We start from the raw sequence: 23,181 nt of genomic DNA, 5'->3' as shown, positions 1-23,181 counted from the left end.
GACTATTTCTTATCAAGAATCACTTGCTTAATTGGATTAGTTAAATCTAAATCATTAAACCAATTTACTTTTCCTTCCCAACTCTTAGGTAATCCATTTTTAAATGGATCTTTAGGTTCAGAAAAATGAATTCTGAAATCATCATAATAATGATGTGTAATTGCATATTTACTACTCAAACGATATGCAAAACGATTGAATCCAATATCATTACCATTAACAACTATTGGATACTCTTGGCATTCACCACGCGGATTACTATACCATTTATTACCCCCATCCAACCTCGATACATCACTATCTACATACGTTATTCCTGTTTTCTTATCTAAATATACTCGAGGTAATAGAAAACTATTATTATTAAATGTTACTGGCACAACATAATCACTACCAACTAAATAAATATTACTAGCTAATGAAGCTCCTTCTTTAAAGGTCATTGTTGATTGTCCTGTATTAAGTTGAGTATTCAACTCTCCAATATCATTAATAATTCCACTCTTACACTCAAAGTCCTGAATCACACTACATTCATTCTGATATTGTGTATTTACTTTTAAATCAATTCCTTCACCACTCATAATTTCTTTTTTATCTTGATGAAGTGATAAGATAAGTTTTTCATTATACACTCGTGATGATAAACTTGAATCAATAGCACTTGCTACAATAGCATCAAACTCCAAGTAGCCTTTATCAGATTCTTTAAATTCTCTAGTTTTTTCCATAACTTTTAATGTAACTGTTTCATTCTGTATTTGAAATGATAATTCTAAACTACCGATATCATTGGGATTAAAACTTGTTTGTATTTTGTTAATTTGTTTATCTAATTTATGTTTAGATAAAAGCTTTGAATGGTAATATATTCCAATCTCCTTATTTGCTGTTTCACATCCTATACACTCAATAACCATATATATCGGTGTGTTCACATTTAAATCATAACTAGGAACAATAACTGAATTAATAACTGCTTTTGATAATTGAACTGAGATCACATTTGAAGTTATCGTATTTATATTACCAGCATTATCTTCTACATCTACTTTAATTTGATACTCACCAGAATTTAATAAGAGTTTCTCACTGTCTTGTGTTAACCAATCACTATATTTATTAAAGGTTACTCCAGCATCAGTTGATAATTCTATTTTCCACCTTTTAACTCCTGAATGTTTGTCACTAGGCGCAATAGTTACCTCCGTTGGTTTCCCTTCGTTTTCTTTGATACTAAATGATGCATTTGGTTTTTCTTTATCAATTAGAAATAAATTCGATATCTTAGTACCAACATTATTCGCAAGATCATATAGTAACGCTTTGATTCTCCAACGCCCTGTATTTGTAAACGCAAAGGTTTGCACCTCATCAATACCTTCTTTTAAAAATGTTTCTTCTTTTGTATCTTCATTAACTAAATAATATTCAGTTTTACTCAATACTCTAAATTTAGGATCAGTTAAATTTGTATATGTTCGAATATTAACATCATAACTATTCCACCTTGTATTCGCAGAATGTCCTACATGCTTGTAACAGGGTGTTGTATAGCTTCCAATTACGTGGTAACACCAATCTCTATTATTAGAACTAACCTTCAAATAACCAGCTTCTATATTGGGAGACCAATAATTCGCAGATGCTACATATTGAACACCTCTTTTATCATCAATCATGATATAAGGAAACGCTTTTAATCCTCTTCCAAAGGATTCATAGGTAATATATGGCACTATACCCAACTTAGTAAAACCTCTAATATATGTAGCATTACCACCCATATTCTTGATTATGGTAGGAATAGCATACGGCGATATATTCGTACCTCTTCCCCAGTCATACTCAGTCGCCTGTTCTTCAAGAATTGGTACATAGTCACTAACCAATGAAACTGATGGACTAAACAAAGTAGTTGCTTCCTTAACCCATATCTTAGTACCATCACTTTCATATTTGCCATCGCCACTACACCCAATGATTGTTCTTGTTTCAACACCATCGATTACATCCCTTGTCCACCCAACAGTTTCATACACCTTGTAATCAATAATTTGAAAATAATGTAAAGTATACTCATTTTCATCATTTTGATCAAACAATATTTCGATATCTGTAACATCTTGGTATTTCAAATCAATCGTTATAAAATCGTTATCATCACTTTCATATATAGGATATCCATTCAAGATTACTGTTCCACTATCATCGTATTTAGGTTGTCCATTAATATATACTTTTTTGTTTACATTCTCACCTGTTATTTTATTTTTAGCTTCTATTTTAAATTTTATCTTACCTATTCTAATTGATTTACCAAATTCAAGGTGAAAAAAATTGGGATCTTTTATATTTTTATCTACCGTCGTTGTAAAACTACTTGTTCCATCAAACGATGCATGATGTACTGTTTGAGGAAATGCTAAAGTACCAAATACATTTCTTTTAAACGATACCGCTTTAGAATTAACGATTATTTTATCATCTACATTAAACTCTGTATCTATGAAATCAAAGTAATCTACCCATTCTTTTTTAGCATAGTATGTAATTTCTACACAACTTGATGTTGCATCAACTTTTAAAACAATAGGTATACTTACTAACAACAGAAAAATAACACATAGTCTTTTAATAAATAACCCTCCTTGTCTTTTTAGATGCACGTATTTCTACTGGAATATTTACTATAGATATCTTTACTTCTTTACTACATTGAACATTGTATACAAAAAAATCATCCATAACTGCTTTCTCAGTTTTACAAACTACACTAGGATACTTTTCTAATGTATCACTTATCATTTTACTTGCACCATTATCAGCATTAATACCTTCATGTACTTCAATAATTTCAATCAAATACGAAGCTAGCGAATTACATTGGCGATATAGTACCGCAATACCCATTAATTGAGGAAATAAAAAGATGAATACTGCAAATGTAACAATAATCCCATACATTTGAACACTCGCCTTCATGATAAGATATCTCCTATATTTATTGCACTGAACGAAGTAATTAAAACAATTCCTACCCAAATGAAACTGATCCAAGGAATTAACGCTTGTGTATCCAGTACTTTATCAAATTTATCTTGCCTTGCATGATTTACTTTTTCATTTGTTAACTTAGTTAAAGACAAAATCATTTTATTTTTTTGCGAAGATGCAATTGATATATTATATAAAGTCTTCACTACTCTATTTAAATCTTTGACTTGAGGAAATTTGCAATAAAAATCCAAATATGGTACCAATCCCTTTTTATCACCAATGTGTAAATCTTGTACCAGCTCTTCAATATCTTTTTTAAAGATTTCAGGAGCACTATCTAATGATTTAAGCAATGCAATAGGAACAGCATTACTTTGTATTAAAATGCATAGATTATTTAAGTAATATGGAAACCTACTATCAGCTTCCATTAATGTTTTCTCATATTTTTTCTTACACAATACATATTGTAACTTGTACACCATAATAGAAATCAATATATTAACAAGCAATAACTTAATTGATAGTTTATCAATAAATAAAAATGTAAGTAAACTAAAGAATACAATCGTTAACTTAATTCTTTTATGAATTTCTTTTTTTATATCTTTATCCAAATGTTCTAGATAAAATGAATAATCAGGTTCCACAAAAAAGTTTAAAAGCGCTGAATAATCTTTATTAAATCGTTCTTTATCAAAAATCCAAATATAAATTAAACATACCCAAAATAATATAAAACATGGATAAAACATAATAATACCTCTCATTCTATTGATAGTGATTTAAAGCACCATTTCTCATAAAATAAAATAGTGCATAAATTTAATATATAAAAAAGAATAAGCACTAATATCATAGTCATCGATTGTTGATTACTCTGAACATTTATAAAATTAGTTAAACTTAAAACACCAAAAGCATTTAAAACAATAATTAAATAAAACAAAAAATTATTCGATTTTCTTTTTGCTAAACATTCTTGAAAACTTAATTCATAATTCTCTATATTCGTATAAAGATAGTCAATTAAATCGTTATTAACAATACCCTCTATTACTTTGTGCTTAAGAATTATATGAGCATTTATAACAATAGAATAATTATATTTATCTTCCATAATTTTCAATCCATTTACTATATCAGTTGTCTTGTTTATATAGTTATTAACTTCTATTAAGTCATTTTTTAAAGGATTATCTACACTATCCTCAACATCTCTTAATATATCAACGACAGTTTTATCTTCTCTTAAATACATTAACAAAGATTCAGAGTATATAAATATATTTGATAAAAGCTTTTCTTTATATTTTTGTAGTTTTTGAAAATAGATTAAATAAGGTAAACAAATCGTATATACCGTAGTAATCAATAACGTTACATCTAGTCGTTTTATTGTCATATAACAAATAAATCCCAAGCAAATTACTAGTAACAACGCATGTTTTCCATAATTAACCAATGTATATTCAAGTCCTAAATCTTTTAATTTATTATTAATGCCAATATATGTAAAAGAATTAATCTTATTTATTAATTCTATTTCCAGGGTATTTTTTACCTTATCATGTTGAATTTCATTATTGATTAAGTATAAAGATATCCAATAAACAATAAATACTATCTTCATCTTAACTCCTCAACACATTTTCTAATTTGATTTGATAATTCAATTGATAATGGATTTTTCAACTTATCATTACCATATATTTCCACTAAATGACATTTATCTTGCATAGCTTCATAACAAAATTCATGAATCGCTTTTACTTTTCTAACTATTCCATTTTTAGTTTCTATTTTTTCCATATGAATAACCAAATCAAATAAGGCATATACTCTTTTCTTTAAAGAATCATATGATTCAGTATCATTTTTAATCATTTGACATATTCTTGATGGTACGTTATCAGCCGATTTAGCGTGCATCGTAGTCATTACAGTATGTCCTGTAGATATGGCATCAATTAAATCTCTTACTTCGTCACCTCTTGCTTCTTGCAATAATATTCTTTGTACATTTAACCGTAATGCCATAGAAATTATTGTAGAGTATGAAAAATTAGGTCTTATCCTAAATGCTGTACATGATAAATATGGAGCAATGCTTTTAACATTAAATTCCATAGAATCTTCGATTGTCACGATTACCTCATTTTTAGGAATAAATGGAATAAAAAATTTAAGTAACTCCGTCTTTCCTGATCCTGTCTCACCTATAACTAAAATATTTGCTTTTCCTTTAACAGCTAGTATTAATAAGTCTAATCCTTTCTTACTAATTGTTCCGTCATTTACTAATTTCTCATAAGTTAGAAATGACTTTTTTCTTACCTTACGTATTACAAGTGTTGTACCTTCCAATGAAAGATGTGAATGAACACACCCTACTCGATAGTCATTATCATTCTTTTGAATATCACCTTCTAAACTTGGATTAGCAGGGTTGAATTCTTTTTGCATTTTATTAGCTATTTGGTTTGCTATTCTTTCTACTTCTGTTTCTTGAATCATTAGAGGTGTTCGATAATGCCCTTTAGAATTTGATGTTACCCACACTTCATTACCATTCTTACATGCCACATCGGTAACTTCATCTTCTTCCAATAATTTTTGAAGGCATCCAAAATCAACTTCATCAAAACAACGATTATTCATTTTGCTCCTCCTCATTTAATGGAATTAGCGTTACATCTAAAGAATTTCCTAGAATAATATTTTTAATCTTGTATAAATCAAAGTAATCACTGCCCTCTTTTTGACTTATATTGTCATAAGAAATTACTGGCGTAACTGTTCCCATCGCTTTAGCAACGCCAACTAAATGTGCATCTTCTTTTGTAAGTGCTACAACTAAAACATTAGATTCTGTTGCAGTATCACTTTCAATTGAATTACCATCTTTATCCTTAACTGCAATTACTCTAGCATTTTTTACTATCTCACCATGAACAATGGCTTGTGTTGAAGTTGACTGATTCATATTCACTTTACCTAAAAAATATAAATCAATCATATGTCCAACTAAAATTGAATTTGCATAAGATGTCTTCATATCTACATCAATAGAAATCGCTACTTCACCTTCTTGCAACGAAAACAAATTAGCATCATTCATATTTTCTCTATCCGCAATTAATTCACTATAAAACAATGAATTTTGTGCAATAGATTGATATGGTTGTACATATTTTCCTATAAGTTCTGTTTTATCCAAAATAACATTATCAAACGTAACACATTTAGGTACTTCTATCATTTGAATATCATCTTCCGTAATAATCGTTCGAGATCCCAAAGCTTTTGAAGATACAGGAATAAGAACCAGTTCACTTACATCATTAATTGTTTGTTGGTAAGATGCCATACATAATATCCCCAAGACAATTGTTAGTAATAAACTTACCAATAATTTATGTCGATGAATATAATTCTTTTCATTTTTCTTTTTCATTGATGTCCTCTTTCTTCAATTAAAACTAGATTTGTATAATCTAGTTCAAGACTCTCATCGCTTAAATTAAGCGATGAATAGCCTCGAACTCTTACTGCAATTGCTGGTGGAGTTTCATGAATACCTACAAAATCAATTACATAATGCAATTTATTATTTCTGTTTTCATCAAATTGTTTTATCCAATTACTCATCGCTTCTTGCGTATGTATAGAGTAATTATGATCCACAAATAATTCACCAAGATTTAAACTATCTTGAATTACAGAAATTTGTGTTGATCGTGTACTTTCAAAAATATCATCTTCTAAAAATATTCTATTGTTAAAATTAACCAATAGAAACAGCACTATACTTCCAAAGATAATAATTCCGTATATCTTAATAGCTCCACCCATAAAGTTTCACCCCTTACTCACCGATTGTTGCGATTTTATCTAATTGTGTTGTTATATTTTCATTAATTTTTCCAACAAAACCACTTTTTAGATTTAGGATTAATGCTCCTATTAATACAATTGATAAAATAAATCCTCCGTACTCTTGTAGTATCTCTTTCATTTCTGTACTCCTTTCTAGAATGGCTCATTTATTGATACGCAAAAAGAGCATTAAGTCCTAAAAAAAACTTAACAATTTCTTGTTAAGTTTCATCTAATTTATTTTCATTTACCATCTTATTAAAGAATTTTTTACTACACACCGTAACCAGTACTAGTACTCCTAGTAGAATTGAAATTATAAAGATTGCTTGAGTAGAAATATATAACACTAAGATGCTCGTAATAAATGCTGATATAGGCATTGCCGCTACTGCAGATGCATTTATGATTGCATTTACTCTTCCCAAATATTCTTTCTTAATAATCTTCATCATTGTTACACCAATATAAGTGTTAACAAGACCTATTTGTAACCCTGCGATTACACCTCCCACAAATATTAATATGTATTTCATCCATTCTATAGTAATAAAATTACCAATTAATAACGGATATAAATATATTAATATAAGCGAATATCCTGCTTGAATAATAAACTCGTGACTTGATACTTTTTGCCTAACCTTAGGATATATCAATGACCCAACAATACCACCCAATGATAAACTTCCTCCAAGTACCGACAACATAATTTCATTTGATTTAAGTATTTCACTTACAAGTGGGGCTTGTAATGAGTTATAAGGTGAAGTCAAAGCATTCAGTAATAGAGATATGGTCATAAAGTATAAAATGATTGGACTACCTTTTAAAAACTTGAAACCATTTGTAAGCTGTGTAAAATATGATTCATTTGCTTTTTCTTGTTTTTCAATTGGTTTAAGCTTTATAAACATTATTAGAAAAGCGCAAATAAAGAAAGTGGCCATATCAACTAAAATTGCATTTTCAACACCAAATAAACCTATGATAACTCCTGCGCTACCAATACCAATTAATTCTACCGTACTACTTAATCCATGATTCAACGATATTCCATAATCATAATCTTCTATATCTAGTAGTTGCGGAATCATTGTTGATGATGCAGGCATCCTAAATGCTTCTGCTGTCGAGATAATTAATGTCACAAATAGTAAGTGCCATTCTGTTAACCAACTACCCATAACTCCTAAGGCAATATACAAAACACAAACACCACGAATACAATCAGTAGCTATTACTAATAGTTTCTTATTTACCTTATCAGCTAAAACCCCAAAAAATGGTTGCAAGAAAATAGTAGGCAATCTGTTAATTCCAAATATTAACGCAGACCAAAATGCATTCCCTGTAATAGCGTACACAATCCACGTAAATGCAATGCTATCTATTGCATCTCCAAATCGATTAATAATATTTGCAAGCATATAAATCACGTATGACTTGTTTTTTATTAGATTATGATAGCCTCTTTTCTCCATATGCTCACCTCTTTCTATTTTACTTTCCTTACTTTTGGTTTTGGTAATGGTGTAATTGGTACGATGATATCTATAATTTCTCTACTAAAATCGCCATTATCGATATTTAAAATATATTGCTCCTTAGCACCATTATAAGGAATACCCACTGATGCATCACTCATAACATTAGCCAAACAATCATGTTTTTTAACATATACTGTATTGTCACATACAAGTAAAACTGGTTTGTTGTTTACATATACCATATATTCACCAAACATTTTTTTATATCTAATATCCCCTGTTCCACGTATTTGATCACATACATACTCAATAAAATCTATTGACGTTGCCATTTTTTACCCTTACTTTCTATAGCGATACATACAAATGCCCGCAGCAATAGCGACATTTAATGAATCAAATTCATTAATTTCTATTTTAAAATTCTTATCAGTTTTAGCTAATACACTTGAACTAATTCCTTGTCCTTCATTTCCAAACACCAATGCTACTCTATCAAATAATTCGGCATCAGAGAATGGTATTGCGTTATCCAATGATGTCCCAAATATTTTAAATTCATCTTTCTTTAAATCATCGCAACAAGCGATTATATCTTTTCTAATTACTGGAATATGAAAAAATGCTCCTTGCGTTGATCGAATGGTTTTATCATTATATAAATCTACACAATCCATCGAACAATAAACACAATCAAAATTAAATGAATAAGCAGTACGTATTATTGTACCTAAGTTACCTGGATCTTGTATCCCATCTAAAACAATTACACGTTTTGTTTCAATTGGTTCTGCTTTAATAAAATGACATACCGCAATATATTTTGAACCAGAAACATTTTGACTAATTTTATCAAGAACATTTTTTGAACATTCTATCGTTTCTTTAAAATCAAATGGCGATGCACATCCCTCTTCAATCAACAGGCAGTCTACACAATTTTCTTTTAATGCTTCTTGTATTAGATGTTCACCCTCAATTAAAAATTGTTGCGCTTCATCTCTACCTCTTTTTTGATGTAGTTTTACCCATTGTTTTACTCTATCATTTTGAACAGATTGAATTATCATGTTTAAATCCCCTTTATATTACTTTCTTTGTTTTTATTCTATATATTTTACCATCATTTGATCTAACCAAAAATCCATATTCAATTAAATCTCTGCGTAATGTTACAAAGTCATCAAATATTTTCTTAAGTATTTCATTTACTTCTTTTTCACTATAATCTTTGCCACTAGTAAATTGTTTAGATATCTCTTGAAGTAAAACTAATTTCTTTTTTTGTTTACTTGGTAAACTCTTTAGTGTTCCATCAGTATTAAAATATGTTTCCTTAATTATTTTACACTCTTCATCCGTAGTATTGTAGCGATCATCAATCATTGTTGAAGAATCATGAATTACTGGGTATTCTTGTTGTACTGGATTTTCAATTTTAGTTTGTATCTCATCAAATAATGCCATAAACACTTTCGCTTGACGATACTTTTCTCTAAACTTAAATTTATAGTTACGAACAGTAGATGGTGATATTTTTAATTCTGTGGCAATTTCCTTATCATCTTTTCCAAGCCATATACCCTTTAACACTTTCATTTGGCCTTCAGATAATCCAAACGTTAATGCATTTTGACTGAATAGGCAATCGCAAGAAGAGCCATGTTTATCTTTAATATGCCTTTTCATTGCACCATAGGCATCAAAGCACTCATCATTGATTTGATATATTTTTCCACATTCAAACTTCTCATCACAAAATAAGCATTGATAAAAATCATCTTTTTGAACATATCCTTTTTGAATTTCATCGATTGTCGCATCTGATATTCTCATGCACTTTATCTCCTATTTATATAAACATATTATCTCATATAACAAATATATACAAACAATTGTTTATTTTGTTTGTATATAGACTATCCAACAAAAAAGCCCTCTTTACGAGGACTTCATGTTATTTAGTTTGCTTTACAAGTTTTAGCAATGCTTTTGCTGCTTCATCAATACCATGATCACCTTTATCAGGTAGACCTAAACAAGTATAAATTTCACCAACTTGAATATTTTGTTTATATAATTCATCAAACATCTTATCAATTAGAACCATGCATTGTTCTTGCTTTTGCATTGGTCCAAATGGATTTGCAAAGAAAGTTGTAGATAAACCTTTTTCTTGAGTAGTTCCTAATGCAAAACGTTTACCTTCTACAAATATTTGTTTAGCTTCTTCTTGATTATCAACAATTCTTAAACCTCTATTGTCAGTATAGTTATTTGCATACATAAATACATCAACAGTTTGATTCGTTGTTACTACACTATAAGGCGCTGCAGGAATTACAACTCTTGAATTTGAACTTTCTGGATTAAAGAAAATCGAACGGTCCATATCTTTATATGCCGAACCACGATCCAAATCATCTAGTCTTACAAACGCTCCAATTTCAGTTCCTTGCGCAACAATCTTTCCATCTCTATCTATATGTAGTGTACCCATATCATCAAATACTACTTCTTGATAGTCAATTTCTTGTTTAGCTAAAGTAGTTAATGCTTCAATAGTTTCTGATTTACCAGCTCCTGAATCTCCCATAAACATAATACCTTTTTTAGTACCATCTTTAAGATGTAGATTGATCATAGCACCATGGATTGGTAACCAATCTTTTTCAATCATTGCTAAGTTATGTAGAGTTAATGCCATTTTCTTAAGATATCCAAAGTATTCAATCTTTTCTTCATATGATACTTTACCTACCCAAATACCATTTTCTTTATCATGATAGAATGTTGTATCTTGTTTACCATCTTCATTACCAAAAATCATAATACAATCTGGTTTTTTACCAATACATTCTTCTTGCGAAGCAAGTTCAAACAAGTTTGCTAGTGAAATAGCACTTGCAGAGAAATCACGATGGAAATAAATAAATGTCAATAAAGATCCAACTTTACATGGGAAACATACCCAGTCTTCATTGTTGTCTTTGAAGTCTTGTATAGGATTATCAAATACCTCAGTAAATGTACCTGTACGTTTATTAGATTTAGGATGAATAATTAACGGTGTTCTTAACATCAATGTATGAACAAATGGTGTTTTAGCTAGTTCTTTATAAGTATCCGGCATATTCCATTCACATGTACATAACATCATACTAGCATTAGTACCCGCTTGTAATTGACGGAACACACGGTTATTAGAACCTTGTACTTTTTGTTGAACTCTACGATACACACTCAATACTAAACTATTAAATGAGTTATCTGCATCAATAAAGTTTGCTAATTGTAACCCTTCATCATGTTTAGAATAAACAATAGAAATACGTTGCATTCTACGCCAAAATTGATACATAGATTCAATAACTTCTAGTAAACGTGCTGGATGATTAAGAGCTGGATGATTTATTTCATCAATACTTAACACTAATAATATTTTAGCTAATCGAATTAATTCAGTTTTAACTTCTTCTTCTGAGGCATTGTTAGTTAACCACAAATATAAGTCCTGATTATCTTTCATTAAGAACTGTAAATAAGCATTTAAGAATTGATCAAATCCTTCTGATGAGATTAATTCACTACCTGATTTACAATACTTAGTTGTATAGTTTACGATTGCAAGATTGTTTTTTAAATAAAAAGCTTCTTTCATAAGATATCCTCCATTTCGGTATATTATATCACGACCTAATCGTTAGAACTACTGTAATTTCTTTGTCTAACAATTTCAAAACTAATTGCTGCTACAGCGCTTGAAGCATTCAAAGCATTCCTAAAATCATTTGCATATGGAATATATATATTATGCTCAACAATTTCTAAAACACGCTTACTCAAACCCCTCATTTCACCGCCAATTGCAATTAAAATAGGTTCTTTATAAGAGTGTTCAAAGTAAGTCAAGGCATCTTTACGCATTGCCGCAAATGCCTTACAGCCAAACCTATCTTTACATGCTTGAATATCGGTTGCTAAATCATCGCTTAATATTAATGGGATATATTCGCTTGCACCCGCACTTGACTTCAGAATAGTTGTTTCACTATGAGACCAATCCCTATTAGGCAATAAAACACCTGTGCAACCAGCACTATATAATGTTCTAAGGGCATATCCCAAGTTAAAGGGATCTTCTACCCCTTCTAACACACAAATAAATGGATTACCTTCTAGACAATTATCTAATGTTTGATAATTTCTAGCTTGTGCTATTGCTAGTACACCTCCATGGGTTTTACCACTTGCAAGTTCATCTATCTTATCCCGATCTAAACGTTCAACTACGACATTATATTCATGTGCTTTTGCTATAATAAATCCAATATCTTTATCTTTCTTTTTATCATCAATGATAATCTTTTCTATTATTCTATTTTTAGCAAGTAATACTGCTTTTACACTCAATGAGCCTTCTATTATCATCTTATCTTCTCCTAATTAGGTCCTGCGCTTCAACAACAAATGGAATCTTAACATCAACTACCGACATAGGCTGATTTGCAACTTCAATTAAATCACCATCGCTATTAACGATAGAATCTATCACAAATGGTTCATTGTGAATATGAGGCCCAAATACTTCCAAATTGCTACCAATATTAAATACATTTCTTACTTGAACTTTTGCGACACCTGTATCCTTGTTATAACCTAATACAACGCCAACAAAATCATGCGTTACACCAGCTCCATTTACTCCATATAAATGTGCTTTTGCTGTAGGCAATCCACGATAGAAACCTATTGAAGTTGGTCTGTTTTCAGCTTTGGCTAATTCTTTTGTATAATACATGATTCTCTCAGCACTTAATGGCTTTTCTGTTTTAGCAATTTCATCAATAGCCATGCGATAAGTATGAACAACACTCGCTATATAATATGCTGACTTCATTCTACCCTCTATCTTTAATGAAGCTACATTGGCATCCATTAAATCATACATGAACTCGACCGCCATTAAATCCTTAGAACTCATCGAAAATAAACAGTCTTCTATACTTAGTTCTTGATTGCCTTGATATAAATGATATTTCCATCGACACGATTGTGCACAACCCCCACGATTCGCATCCCTAAGTGTCATTGCATTACTTAATGTACAACGTCCAGAATAATTAACACACATCCCACCATGGATAAATGCCTCTGTTGGAATAGATGAATTTGTTGAAATATACTTTACTTCATCTAGATTACATTCCCTCGCAAATACAATTCGATCTACTCCTAAACGCTTATAATATTCAATTGCTTGAAGGTTAGTAGTCGACATTTGAGTACTTAAATGCACCTCAAGTTTTGGTGCTACTTTTTTAACAGTTTGAATTATTGTGGGACTTGCCACAATAACTGCTGTAACCCCAGCACTTTCCAATTCTTTTACATACTCTTCTAAACCATCAAAATCCTCATCATGAGGAATCATATTAATAGTTACATGAATATGAGCACCATATTCTCTAGCATAATCACACGCTTCCTTTATATCTTTTATCTCAAAATTAGACGCTCTTGAACGTAATGAAAAACGTTTACCACCAAGATAAACTGCATTAGCTCCAAAACGGATTGCTGTTTTAGCACGCTCTAAATCGCCTGCTGGTGCAAGTAATTCTATATTTTTATTCATACGCCACCTACTTTACTAAATTAGTCTTTTGATACATGTAACCCTTACTAAAAGGATACATATCATATTTTAGTTCAAATTCTTCCCGTATTAACTTACTTTTACCACTCAATATCTTACAAGCATCAACCACGACATCAATATCTAAAAATATACTATCTACTCGAATTGCATTTAAGCCACAATCTTTAAGAATATTAGCTTCTTCAAATGCATCTAACACATAATCAGTATAAATATGAGTACCTTGCTCATCTTCTAAGATAGGCATACGTCCATCCCGTGTAGATTCCACAAGTATACAATCCATTTTATTAAGGCATGAATTCTTTATTCCTATTTCATCACAATAGTTTTGAATTAAATGTCTTTTAGAATAAGACATATTTAGATACCCAAATAAAATCGCCTCTGTATTACCTTTAACATTTTCAATCATCATTTTCATTTCATCCAATGTGATTTCAGTTGATAATACCGCATGATGTACTCCTTGATCTAGAATAAATTGCATATCTCTAGAATTTGTCATTAATGTATCTGGTTCATATACCAAGTACTTAACCATATCTAAAGAACTAGCTAACATAAATATAGCTGGATCATTATAGTAGATAAAATCCACTTTATTCTCTTTTAAAAATAATAAATATTCGTTAGCTAATTCCAACTCCACATCCGTATAAATACGATTCATAAATACCGCTGTTTTTAAACCACATGAACGTGATTTCTCAAAAGCTAATATTAACTCATCCTTTGAAAACTTTCCTGGTGCTCTTGTCCCATGAAATTCATCACAAAAAATCAAGGTAGTTGCACCCGCTTCTTTTAACATGTTTATTTCTTCTAATTTTCCAACCGTTACAATAATTTCCATAATTCTCACCTTACCCTGTATAGTTTACCTTATTTTGCGCTGTTTATAAAGACAAAGTCCTTGACAAATACCCCACAACTTTATATCCTTAATACAATAACTTAGATGTGCGTTAAGTGCTAATGCTTGGGAAGCATTAGACGAAAAGGAAACTTGCGATACATCTAACGTCCCACATTTGTGAACTGAAGTCTTCTAAATCACACTTTGTGGAGGAAAGGGGACTTTTTATGTTCAAAAAATCAGTAGCAAATCTAAATAATGTTCGTTATCTTGCCATTATGGCTATCTTCATTGTTATCAAGGTAGATATGGCCAGTTTATTCATTCCAGTGGGTGAAAACCTTCGAATCTCATTTACCTTCTTAGTCATCGCTGTAGAGTCTTGCATCATTGGACCAATTCCAGCTCTTGCAAGTGGATTTATTACCGATATTATAGGGTTTATGCTTTTTCCATTTGGTGCATTCTTCCCAGGCTATATACTAAGTGCAATGCTTAATTGCTTTATTTACGCTGTTTTCTTATACGATACACGTATTACAATCGCAAAACTGTTTGCATCTAAATTTATTGTAACCTACTTCTGTAATGTTTTATTAGGATCATTGTGGAGTAGTATGCTTTACTCTAAAGGATTCATGTTTTATGTAACTGCTAGTTTCATTAAAAATACAATCCTATTCCCAATAGAAGTAATTCTATTAGTAATTGTCTTTAAACTAATTTTACCACTACTACAAAAAAAGAATCTTGTACCCAAACAAGATTCTAATAAAATTCCACTTATTTAATTCCACCCAGACGAATAGAATCATCTAGCATTTTAATTACTGAACTATACTCCTCGTATAGTTCATTTTTATTTTCTAAATCAGCTACCTCTTCTAACATCATTACTTTCGATGGATGATCGCTCATATATACTAAGTCAGCTTTAGGTTGGCTTTTTTCAATTGTTGTCTTACCATCAATTACTGTCTTTTGTATGTATATACTGCCAATCATTCCAATACGGTCATCTAAATCTGTATCATCAGTTACTAAGTTTCCTAATGAATAATAAATAATTGTACTTCCAATCCATTCTACGGGTTGAATGCTACCTGTATTAGTACCCAATATAATATCAGCACCAGAATCCGCTAATAACTTTGCAATACGATGTTGTTCATTTGATACTTCAAATGAATCAATATCATTCCAATCAAGATAAACAATTATTACATCAACTTGATTACGTAGTGATTGAATCTCAGTAGTTACTAATTCATCAGAATAAACATCAAGAATACCTGGGTTTGTAATTGTGTATTCCTTTACATTATCTGGCATTGTATAACCCAATAGCCCAAATGTAATACCATTTTTTTCGTAAATTTCTGTTGTAGTGTCACCACTCACCTTACTACCTGCAGTATAAAGAGATTGTTCATTCCAATAGGTATGCGATGTTTGAAGTGCATTTTCTCCAAGTTCTAGTTGTCCTTGACTCGCTAGCGATACCATCGAGAAACCAATGTTAGTAAATTGATCTGCAAATCTTTTTGGTACACCATTCTCTGTGTAAGTATCTACCACAACATCATCTAATTGAAATAACGCAATATCATTATTAGTAATTGCTGGTTCTATATTTTCTAGTAACCCATAATAATCTTCTTTTCCATTAATCGTATACTCTGCAATTAAATCATCGCTAGCGTCTACTTTGCCACCAAAGAATATACTTGCGTTATAGTTATAAACTACTGGCGGTTTATTCTCTTCTATTTCAACCTCTTTTTGTTTTTCATTAAATGTATTAATAAGTATTAACAATACTGTTGCTACGGCGATTACACAAAAAATAATTGTTAAAACAAGCGCAACAATTTCTTTTTCCATTTTTTTATTTTTCATTCTATCACCTCTATTTTATTATACACAATTTATGATTGCATTTCTTTAATTCTTCTTTTCAAGTCCATAATAATTTGGCTACAATCACCCTGATAACCCGTATCACCTAATTCAATATTAGGCTTTGTTAATCCATGAAAATCACTACCAACAGTCATACATAAATTATTACACTTACATAAGTCTTCATAAAATGCCGCATCATCTTTATCATGATATGAACAATATGCCTCAAAACCATCAATCCCCTCATCAATCAACAATTGAATGAGTTTCTCATTTCTAGCAATTGTAATTTTCGGATGTGCACATATACATATACCATTCAAATCATGTATTTGTTTAATTACCTCTTTATAATCTGGTAACTTCATTTCAACATAACCCCATTTACCAATAGCTAAATGTTCCCAATAAAAATTCGCTAATGGATTTGAACTTTTTTCTCCTGTTTTATATATTTCTAAAGCAGGATGATTACAATCCTCAAATAATACTTTTTCTATTTCCACATTTGTGTATGGATACCCAAAATGAGTATATGCTTTAATTTTCTCATCATCTAGCTTACATCCATATTTTTCTTCAATTAATTTTTTACGGATACTTCCCGCATTTTCTAACTCTTTAATATACTTTGTTTTTAAATCTTTAAAATACTGATTTTCTACATCCATTCCATAAGCTGTAACATGAATAATCGTATCCTCGCAAAAACAGTCTATTTCTACTGCTGGTATTATTTCAACATCACTTTGTTTAGATGCTTCAATCGATCCCTCACAAGTATTGTGATCACAAATCGCTAATACGCTTATTCCAGCATTCTTAGCTCGATTTATAACATCATCAACACTTTGCGTACTATCGAAACTATAAATAGTATGACAATGTAAATCACACTTCATTTCAATCACCTGCCATATGAATTATAACACAATCATGTTACAATTTGGTGGGTGATACATATGACAATATACGAAGAGATAAAACAAAATCTAACAGTTCAAAAACTAATCATTGTTACTAAGAAAAGGAACAATGACGAAATAATGAAATACTATAATTTAAACGAAAGATACTTTGGTGAAAATAGAGCAGAGGAATTAATAGCTAAAGCCACCTCACTTCCAAGTGATATACAATGGCATTTCATTGGTCATTTACAACGAAACAAAGTTAAATTAGTTCTTCCATATTTAAGTATGATACAATCGGTAGAAAGTATAAATTTAGTACAAGTTATAAATGATGAAGCCAAAAAATCAAATAGAATCATTCCTATACTTATACAATTTAACTTCGCCAAAGAAGATACTAAAACAGGATTATCTTACACCGAAGCAATCCCGTTTATTAAAAGATGTTTAGAATATCCAAATATTCAAGTTAAGGGTATTATGTGTATGGGTCCCCATACTGATGATACTAATAAAATAGCAGAAGTATTCCAAGAAGCTAGTCAATGTTTTAAAGAATTACAATCATACTTTGGAAAAGACATAATTAGTGAATGTTCCATGGGTATGAGTGATGATTATCTAATTGCATGTACCCATGGATCAACCATGGTAAGAATTGGAACTAGTCTATTTATATAGAATCATTCATCTACAAAAATATCATATTATTTTGCTAACCAAACACAAAAGTCATCCTTCAATTTAGGGAAAGATGACTTTTTAGTTATATCAATTTAATTTTATTTAAAGAAACTCCAACCACAAAACACATAAAACAAACGAATTACGAAACCATTAATACCAATTACATCAAAGAAATATTTAAGTTGTGGTAACACAACGTAGCCTAAATCCCAAAAAATAAAAAAGATAAAGAAAATTGCTACAACGAATTTTTGTATCCATCCATTACTTCTCTTTCCAAAATGCAAACTAATACCAAAGGCAAAACACGTTGCAGCCACTAGTATTGTGATTATGTCATTAGATACAAATGGGTTTATAAATCGTATGATTAAACCACCAATTATCATTACACAAAGGGGATACCCTACATTACGCCAAACATTATTCATAGTATTCACTCCTAATCCAATAAATAGTTTACATTATTCTTACTTTATTATCCACCTATTCTTGATTTTAAACATAATAAAACCTATACTTATACATAAGATGAAAGAAGGAATACCTATGACATTTACAAGAAAAGTTGCTGATCTAGTTCCAATTGTTGATACTGTTTTTGCTGTTGCAGAACTTGCAAAAGCAGATGCTCAAAAAATAGGAGCAGAAAATGTAGTTAATGCCACAATCGGTTCATTATTTGATGAAAAAGGCGAATTAGTTGCATATAAAAGTGTATTTGATCACTATAATCAAATTGCAAATACAACTAAAGCTAAATATGCCGCAAGTTTTGTAGGAAATGACTCATATCGTGAACAAGTCTACCAATGGGTAAGTCAAGGAGCTAATTTAAACTTATATCACCGCGTTATTGCAACCCCTGGTGGAAGTGGTGCTGTCAGTATGACTTTCGCAAATATTTTAGATGCTGGTGAAACTGTTATTCTTCCTAATATAGCTTGGGGAAGTTATAAATTAATGGCAATGCAAAATAATTTTGAAGTTACTACATACTCACTATTTGAAGAAGATCATTTCAATTTAACTTCTTTTAAATCAGTTTGTAGCGAAGTATTAAATAAACAAAAGAAATTGTTAATTGTAATAAACGATCCTTGTCATAACCCAACTGGATATTCAATGACAAGAAAAGAATGGGATGAAGTGATTACTTTCTTGAATGAATGTTCAGAAATAGGCCCCGTTGTACTTATAGATGACATTGCTTACATTGATTACGCTTATGACATTCCTCAATCAAGAAAAGTAATGGAATCATTTAATAATATTTCAAACAATGTTTTAATCAGTGTTGCATTTAGTTGTTCAAAAACATGTACATCTTATGGACTACGTTGTGGTGCAGCCTTGCTTTTATCAAAAACAGAAGGAGGTGTACGTGAAGTTGAAATCGTTTTTGAAAAATACGCTCGTGCTATTTGGAGTAATATTCCAAACGCAGCAATGGATAATTTTACTTGGGTAACTACAGATAATTATTTTAGCTTTCTATCAGAAAAACAAGACTACATTGATTTATTAAAGCAAAGAAGTGACGTCTTCCTTGATGAAGCTAAAAAAGTTAGCTTACCTGTCTACCCCTATCATGAAGGTTTCTTTGTAACTGTTAAGTGCAAAGACAATACAGAAAGAGATGAAATACATCAACGATTAATTAATCATCACATCTACACTGTTAAAGTTAACCTAGGCATTCGTGTAGCTATTTGCTCACTAAGTGTTAATAAAACAAAAGGTTTAGCAACTGCCATAAAAATGTTAATGGAATAGAAAAAAATACGCAAATCGCGTATTTTTATTTTATCAACAATTCAAGCAATTGATTTAAATTCTTAATAATATAATCCGCTTCACCATCATTAGATGAATCACTATATTGTGAATTAAATCCTTGTTTAATTAATACTGTATGTATCCCCATTTCCTTTGCTGGTAGTATATCGTTTTTCACACTATCACCAATCATTAATGCATTCAAAGGTTCACACTCTGCTGTATCTAATGCTAATTCAAATATTTTCTTATCTGGCTTAGCAATGCCAACATCACCAGATCCCACAACTAAATCAATATAAGGAGCAATATACAATTTTAACAAACGATCATATAATCCTTCTTTTTGATTAGCTATAATACCAATGTGATAGTGTTCACGTAATTCTTCTAAAATATGTTTTGTTTGTGGATAAAGTACCTCTTTATCATGTACCCAAGGTTTTGAATCTAAACTATAAAACTGTACCGCTTCATTATAGCCATGTAAGCCATCTTTAATACATTCAATCACTTTATTATTAAACTCATCATAGGATACTGAAGTTCCATTAATTGTATCTTTCATTTGTGATTTAAATGCATCTGTTTCATCAATAAGTGTAGAACCTAAATCAAAGAATATCCATTTAATATTATCTATCATTACTTAACCTTCTTACTAGCTAAGATACACTTAACAAGTAAATCGCAATCTTTTTTATCTACCCAATAATGTGTTACTACTCGATATTCCCCATCGGTTGCAGGATTCATTAAAATCGAATGTTTACTACATTGCTTATCAAACGTTGAATAGTTAATCTTCTTTTTATCAAATTTAAAGAAAACCATACTTATTTGAACTTTATTTAAATCAATTTGAACACCATCAATCTTACTCAACTCTTTTGCAAGATATTTAGCATTAGCATGATCTTCTTTTACACGTTTAGTCATTTTCTTTAAAGCCACTAATCCGCACGCTGCCATCATACCTGCTTGGCGTGTTCCCCCACCTATCATTTTGCGATGACGTCTTGCTTTCTCTATAAATTCCCTTGTTCCAACAATCATAGAACCATAAGGAGCACATAATCCTTTTGATAAACAAAACATTACACTATCAGCATATTGTGCGATGTCTTTAACATCACACTTAAGTGACTCAGCAGCATTAAATATTCTTGCACCATCAAGATGGACGTTTAGTTTATACTTCTTTGCCATTTTATAGTTAGCTTCCATAATATCTAATGGAACAACTAATCCATTTGATAAAGCATTTTCAATTTCAAGTAAAGTAGTTTTAGGTTCATGAATATCATTTGGTCTTATACTTTTTTCAATATCTTCAGGATAAATGAAATCATTATCATGACAAATGGTTCTTGGCATTACTTGGCATATTTGAGCAAGTCCTGCTTGTTCGTGAACAATTATATGATTATGCCAACCAGTAATTATTTCTTCTCCTCTATTTGTATGTGTCCAAATTGATAGTAAATTCCCCATTGTTCCACTGCTCACAAATAAGGCAGCTTCTTTCCCAAGAATCTTAGCTGATAACTTCTCAAGTTCTAGAACCGTTGGATCATCACCATAAACATCATCTCCAACTTTCGCGTTTAACATTGCATTTCTCATTTCTTGAGTAGGAAATGTTACTGTATCACTTCGAAAATCTATAAATTTCATTCCATTCTTTTCTTTACGCATATGAAATCTCCTTTTCTTTCTATTATAGAAGACATTTTCAAAATAGAAAAGATAAACTCAATATTGCTATGAAGTATAAGAAAAATGAAGTTAGGAATTTATGATAACCTAACTTCATCTAATTCTAATCTAATTCAGCTATCTTTGTTGCGTAATCAACATAGTTTAAATACGTAGTTGGTTCAAATCCTTCTGGAAATGAGTAGTATAGTTTATATTTCTTTGTTATATCAAACTCAAAATCAGGTTGTTCATCTAAGTTATCCATTTTCATATTTACTACACCTCCTTGAACACCTCCTGGTTCATCTAAACAATGACTTCCTATTTCAAATCCAATCTCTCCTCTATCGCCAGGTACTTTCATTAATTTAACAATTACATAATCATCAAAAACACATTTATTTCCTTCTATAAAGAAATCGTAATCTGCGTCCACTACTCCATATCCAACATACTGATGTTTAGTTTTCGTAGTGTCATTACTTTGATTTCCTTTATTATCTGTTTGATTATTATCCATTTCGGTAGTCGGTGTTTCCGTAGGCTCTGGTGTTGTTACTACGATTTCATCTGTTCCAGGTGTTGGCACCACAACAACTTCTTCCGCTTTTTTTCCACATCCTACTAACAATAACGCAATTAATACGATAAATATTTTTCTCATTTTAATTTTCCTTCTTTCTTGTTAAGTCTATTTTAATATCTGCAAATTCTCTTGTAGTTAAATCATGAGACACTATGACAACAGTTTTTCCTTGATCACATAGTTTTCTCATAAGACTTAAAATAATGTTTTGATTGTCTTCATCTAATGATGCTGTTGGCTCATCTGCTAAAATTAAGTCTGGATCTTTTAGTAATAATTTAGCTATTGCAACTCGTTGCTGTTCACCACCTGATAGCTCATAAACTTTTTTATTTAGAACATCTTCAAGATTTAGATCTTTTAATGTCTCAATCATTTTTGGTACTTTATTCTTCATTTTGTTAATTCTTTGTACTATTTCTAGATTCTCTTTAACACTACAATTTTCGATTAAACCAAAGTCTTGAAAAATGAATCCTATCTTATTTTGATGCATTAACCTTATTTCTTTTTCCTTCTTATAGACTTTCCCATCATAATATATAGCTCCATCTTGATAATTTTCTATTAACCCGATAATATTTAGTATCGTTGTTTTTCCACACCCACTTGCGCCATAAAGACAAGTAATCTTACCGCTTTCAATTGTTAAATTGAAATGTTTAAATATCTCTAACTTTCCATAACTTTTACTTAAATTATCAATTTTAATTTCCATA

The 23,181-nt window shown here is 30.5% G+C and carries 26 protein-coding genes and 1 riboswitch; of the genes, 3 read left to right on the top strand and 23 right to left on the bottom strand.

The features are described from left to right. Window positions 1-2: 2 nt before the first annotated feature. The 16 genes from RR430_RS00700 to RR430_RS00625 all read right to left on the bottom strand — a co-directional run bounded on the left by RR430_RS00700 (window position 3) and on the right by RR430_RS00625 (window position 14,887). On the bottom strand, window positions 3-2,669 hold the full coding sequence (locus RR430_RS00700; RefSeq protein WP_332486302.1) for a hypothetical protein: 2,667 nt from the start codon (window positions 2,667-2,669) through the stop codon (window positions 3-5). After that, entirely contained in the window at window positions 2,635-2,985 is a 351-nt protein-coding gene (locus RR430_RS00695) for a hypothetical protein (RefSeq protein WP_332486303.1), read from the bottom strand. Before RR430_RS00695 ends, RR430_RS00700 begins: the two co-directional genes overlap by 35 nt. Further along, window positions 2,982-3,755, bottom strand: coding sequence for a hypothetical protein (locus tag RR430_RS00690; RefSeq protein WP_332486305.1), 774 nt, complete (start codon window positions 3,753-3,755; stop codon window positions 2,982-2,984). The genes RR430_RS00695 and RR430_RS00690 overlap by 4 nt, the downstream gene beginning before the upstream one ends. A gap of 11 nt (window positions 3,756-3,766) precedes the next feature. Next, entirely contained in the window at window positions 3,767-4,633 is an 867-nt protein-coding gene (locus RR430_RS00685) for a hypothetical protein (RefSeq protein WP_332486306.1), read from the bottom strand. Beyond that, complete coding sequence (locus RR430_RS00680; protein WP_332486307.1) at window positions 4,630-5,661, bottom strand: CpaF/VirB11 family protein; 1,032 nt, start codon at window positions 5,659-5,661, stop codon at window positions 4,630-4,632. The genes RR430_RS00685 and RR430_RS00680 overlap by 4 nt, the downstream gene beginning before the upstream one ends. Further along, window positions 5,654-6,457, bottom strand: coding sequence for a Flp pilus assembly protein CpaB (gene cpaB / locus RR430_RS00675; RefSeq protein ID WP_332486308.1), 804 nt, complete (start codon window positions 6,455-6,457; stop codon window positions 5,654-5,656). Before cpaB ends, RR430_RS00680 begins: the two co-directional genes overlap by 8 nt. Next, window positions 6,454-6,855, bottom strand: a complete 402-nt coding sequence (locus RR430_RS00670; RefSeq protein ID WP_332486310.1) for a DUF5411 family protein — start codon at window positions 6,853-6,855, stop codon at window positions 6,454-6,456. The genes cpaB and RR430_RS00670 overlap by 4 nt, the downstream gene beginning before the upstream one ends. 13 nt (window positions 6,856-6,868) lie before the next feature. Continuing rightward, window positions 6,869-7,018 (bottom strand): hypothetical protein, encoded by a 150-nt coding sequence (locus tag RR430_RS00665; RefSeq protein ID WP_332486312.1) that lies wholly within the window; start codon window positions 7,016-7,018, stop codon window positions 6,869-6,871. A gap of 82 nt (window positions 7,019-7,100) precedes the next feature. Further along, on the bottom strand, window positions 7,101-8,363 hold the full coding sequence (locus RR430_RS00660) for an MFS transporter (protein WP_332486313.1): 1,263 nt from the start codon (window positions 8,361-8,363) through the stop codon (window positions 7,101-7,103). A gap of 14 nt (window positions 8,364-8,377) precedes the next feature. After that, window positions 8,378-8,701, bottom strand: a complete 324-nt coding sequence (locus tag RR430_RS00655; RefSeq protein WP_332486314.1) for a TfoX/Sxy family protein — start codon at window positions 8,699-8,701, stop codon at window positions 8,378-8,380. Window positions 8,702-8,710: 9 nt separating this feature from the next. Next, window positions 8,711-9,439, bottom strand: a complete 729-nt coding sequence (locus tag RR430_RS00650; RefSeq protein WP_332486315.1) for a TrmH family RNA methyltransferase — start codon at window positions 9,437-9,439, stop codon at window positions 8,711-8,713. Window positions 9,440-9,452: 13 nt separating this feature from the next. Then, window positions 9,453-10,205 carry a DUF2087 domain-containing protein gene (locus RR430_RS00645; RefSeq protein ID WP_332486316.1) on the bottom strand — a complete coding sequence of 251 codons (753 nt, stop codon included), beginning with the start codon at window positions 10,203-10,205 and terminating at the stop codon, window positions 9,453-9,455. 121 nt (window positions 10,206-10,326) lie between these two features. Next, window positions 10,327-12,030, bottom strand: a complete 1,704-nt coding sequence (locus RR430_RS00640; protein WP_332486318.1) for a hypothetical protein — start codon at window positions 12,028-12,030, stop codon at window positions 10,327-10,329. Between the two features lie 35 nt (window positions 12,031-12,065). Beyond that, window positions 12,066-12,800 (bottom strand): RNA methyltransferase, encoded by a 735-nt coding sequence (locus RR430_RS00635; RefSeq protein WP_332486319.1) that lies wholly within the window; start codon window positions 12,798-12,800, stop codon window positions 12,066-12,068. 1 nt (window position 12,801) lies between these two features. Then, a complete protein-coding gene (locus RR430_RS00630; RefSeq protein ID WP_332486320.1) occupies window positions 12,802-14,007 on the bottom strand; it encodes a peptidase U32 family protein in 1,206 nt (401 codons plus the stop codon). Window positions 14,008-14,014: 7 nt separating this feature from the next. Continuing rightward, window positions 14,015-14,887: a peptidase U32 family protein gene (locus tag RR430_RS00625; RefSeq protein WP_332486322.1), complete on the bottom strand. Its 873-nt coding sequence runs from the start codon at window positions 14,885-14,887 to the stop codon at window positions 14,015-14,017. Window positions 14,888-14,979: 92 nt separating this feature from the next. Further along, window positions 14,980-15,070, top strand: a riboswitch (THF riboswitch). A gap of 47 nt (window positions 15,071-15,117) precedes the next feature. Between RR430_RS00625 and RR430_RS00620 the strand changes: the two genes are divergently transcribed. Next, on the top strand, window positions 15,118-15,681 hold the full coding sequence (locus RR430_RS00620) for a folate family ECF transporter S component (protein ID WP_332486324.1): 564 nt from the start codon (window positions 15,118-15,120) through the stop codon (window positions 15,679-15,681). Here RR430_RS00620 and RR430_RS00615 read toward each other — a convergent pair. Both RR430_RS00615 and RR430_RS00610 read right to left on the bottom strand, forming a co-directional pair. Further along, entirely contained in the window at window positions 15,674-16,789 is a 1,116-nt protein-coding gene (locus RR430_RS00615) for a CapA family protein (protein ID WP_332508541.1), read from the bottom strand. The two genes, RR430_RS00620 and RR430_RS00615, sit on opposite strands and share 8 nt — an antisense overlap. A 29-nt stretch (window positions 16,790-16,818) precedes the next feature. Next, window positions 16,819-17,697, bottom strand: coding sequence for a PHP domain-containing protein (locus RR430_RS00610; RefSeq protein WP_332486326.1), 879 nt, complete (start codon window positions 17,695-17,697; stop codon window positions 16,819-16,821). Window positions 17,698-17,757: 60 nt separating this feature from the next. Between RR430_RS00610 and RR430_RS00605 the strand changes: the two genes are divergently transcribed. After that, window positions 17,758-18,390 (top strand): YggS family pyridoxal phosphate-dependent enzyme, encoded by a 633-nt coding sequence (locus tag RR430_RS00605; RefSeq protein WP_332508538.1) that lies wholly within the window; start codon window positions 17,758-17,760, stop codon window positions 18,388-18,390. Between the two features lie 101 nt (window positions 18,391-18,491). On the opposite strand, the gene RR430_RS00600 is transcribed toward RR430_RS00605, so the two are convergent. Further along, window positions 18,492-18,827: a hypothetical protein gene (locus tag RR430_RS00600; protein ID WP_332486331.1), complete on the bottom strand. Its 336-nt coding sequence runs from the start codon at window positions 18,825-18,827 to the stop codon at window positions 18,492-18,494. A gap of 118 nt (window positions 18,828-18,945) precedes the next feature. Between RR430_RS00600 and RR430_RS00595 the strand changes: the two genes are divergently transcribed. Beyond that, a complete protein-coding gene (locus RR430_RS00595; protein WP_332486333.1) occupies window positions 18,946-20,172 on the top strand; it encodes a pyridoxal phosphate-dependent aminotransferase in 1,227 nt (408 codons plus the stop codon). A 25-nt stretch (window positions 20,173-20,197) separates the two neighbouring features. On the opposite strand, the gene RR430_RS00590 is transcribed toward RR430_RS00595, so the two are convergent. From RR430_RS00590 to RR430_RS00575, 4 genes are all read right to left on the bottom strand, one after another. After that, window positions 20,198-20,821, bottom strand: coding sequence for an HAD family hydrolase (locus RR430_RS00590; protein WP_332486335.1), 624 nt, complete (start codon window positions 20,819-20,821; stop codon window positions 20,198-20,200). Then, complete coding sequence (gene ltaE / locus RR430_RS00585) at window positions 20,821-21,873, bottom strand: low-specificity L-threonine aldolase (protein WP_332486337.1); 1,053 nt, start codon at window positions 21,871-21,873, stop codon at window positions 20,821-20,823. Before ltaE ends, RR430_RS00590 begins: the two co-directional genes overlap by 1 nt. 124 nt (window positions 21,874-21,997) lie before the next feature. Beyond that, the gene (locus RR430_RS00580; protein ID WP_332486338.1) at window positions 21,998-22,540 is read right to left on the bottom strand and encodes a hypothetical protein; all 543 of its coding nucleotides are present in this window, start codon (window positions 22,538-22,540) and stop codon (window positions 21,998-22,000) included. Between the two features lies 1 nt (window position 22,541). Continuing rightward, on the bottom strand, window positions 22,542-23,180 hold the full coding sequence (locus RR430_RS00575; protein ID WP_332486340.1) for an ATP-binding cassette domain-containing protein: 639 nt from the start codon (window positions 23,178-23,180) through the stop codon (window positions 22,542-22,544). Between the last annotated feature and the right edge of the window lies 1 nt (window position 23,181).

Origin of the sequence: Anaerorhabdus sp. (assembly GCF_036641015.1) — a bacterium.
Taxonomy (GTDB): Bacteria; Bacillota_I; Bacilli_A; order Erysipelotrichales; family Erysipelotrichaceae; genus Anaerorhabdus.
This window is presented reverse-complemented; position numbering and strand designations above follow the sequence as displayed.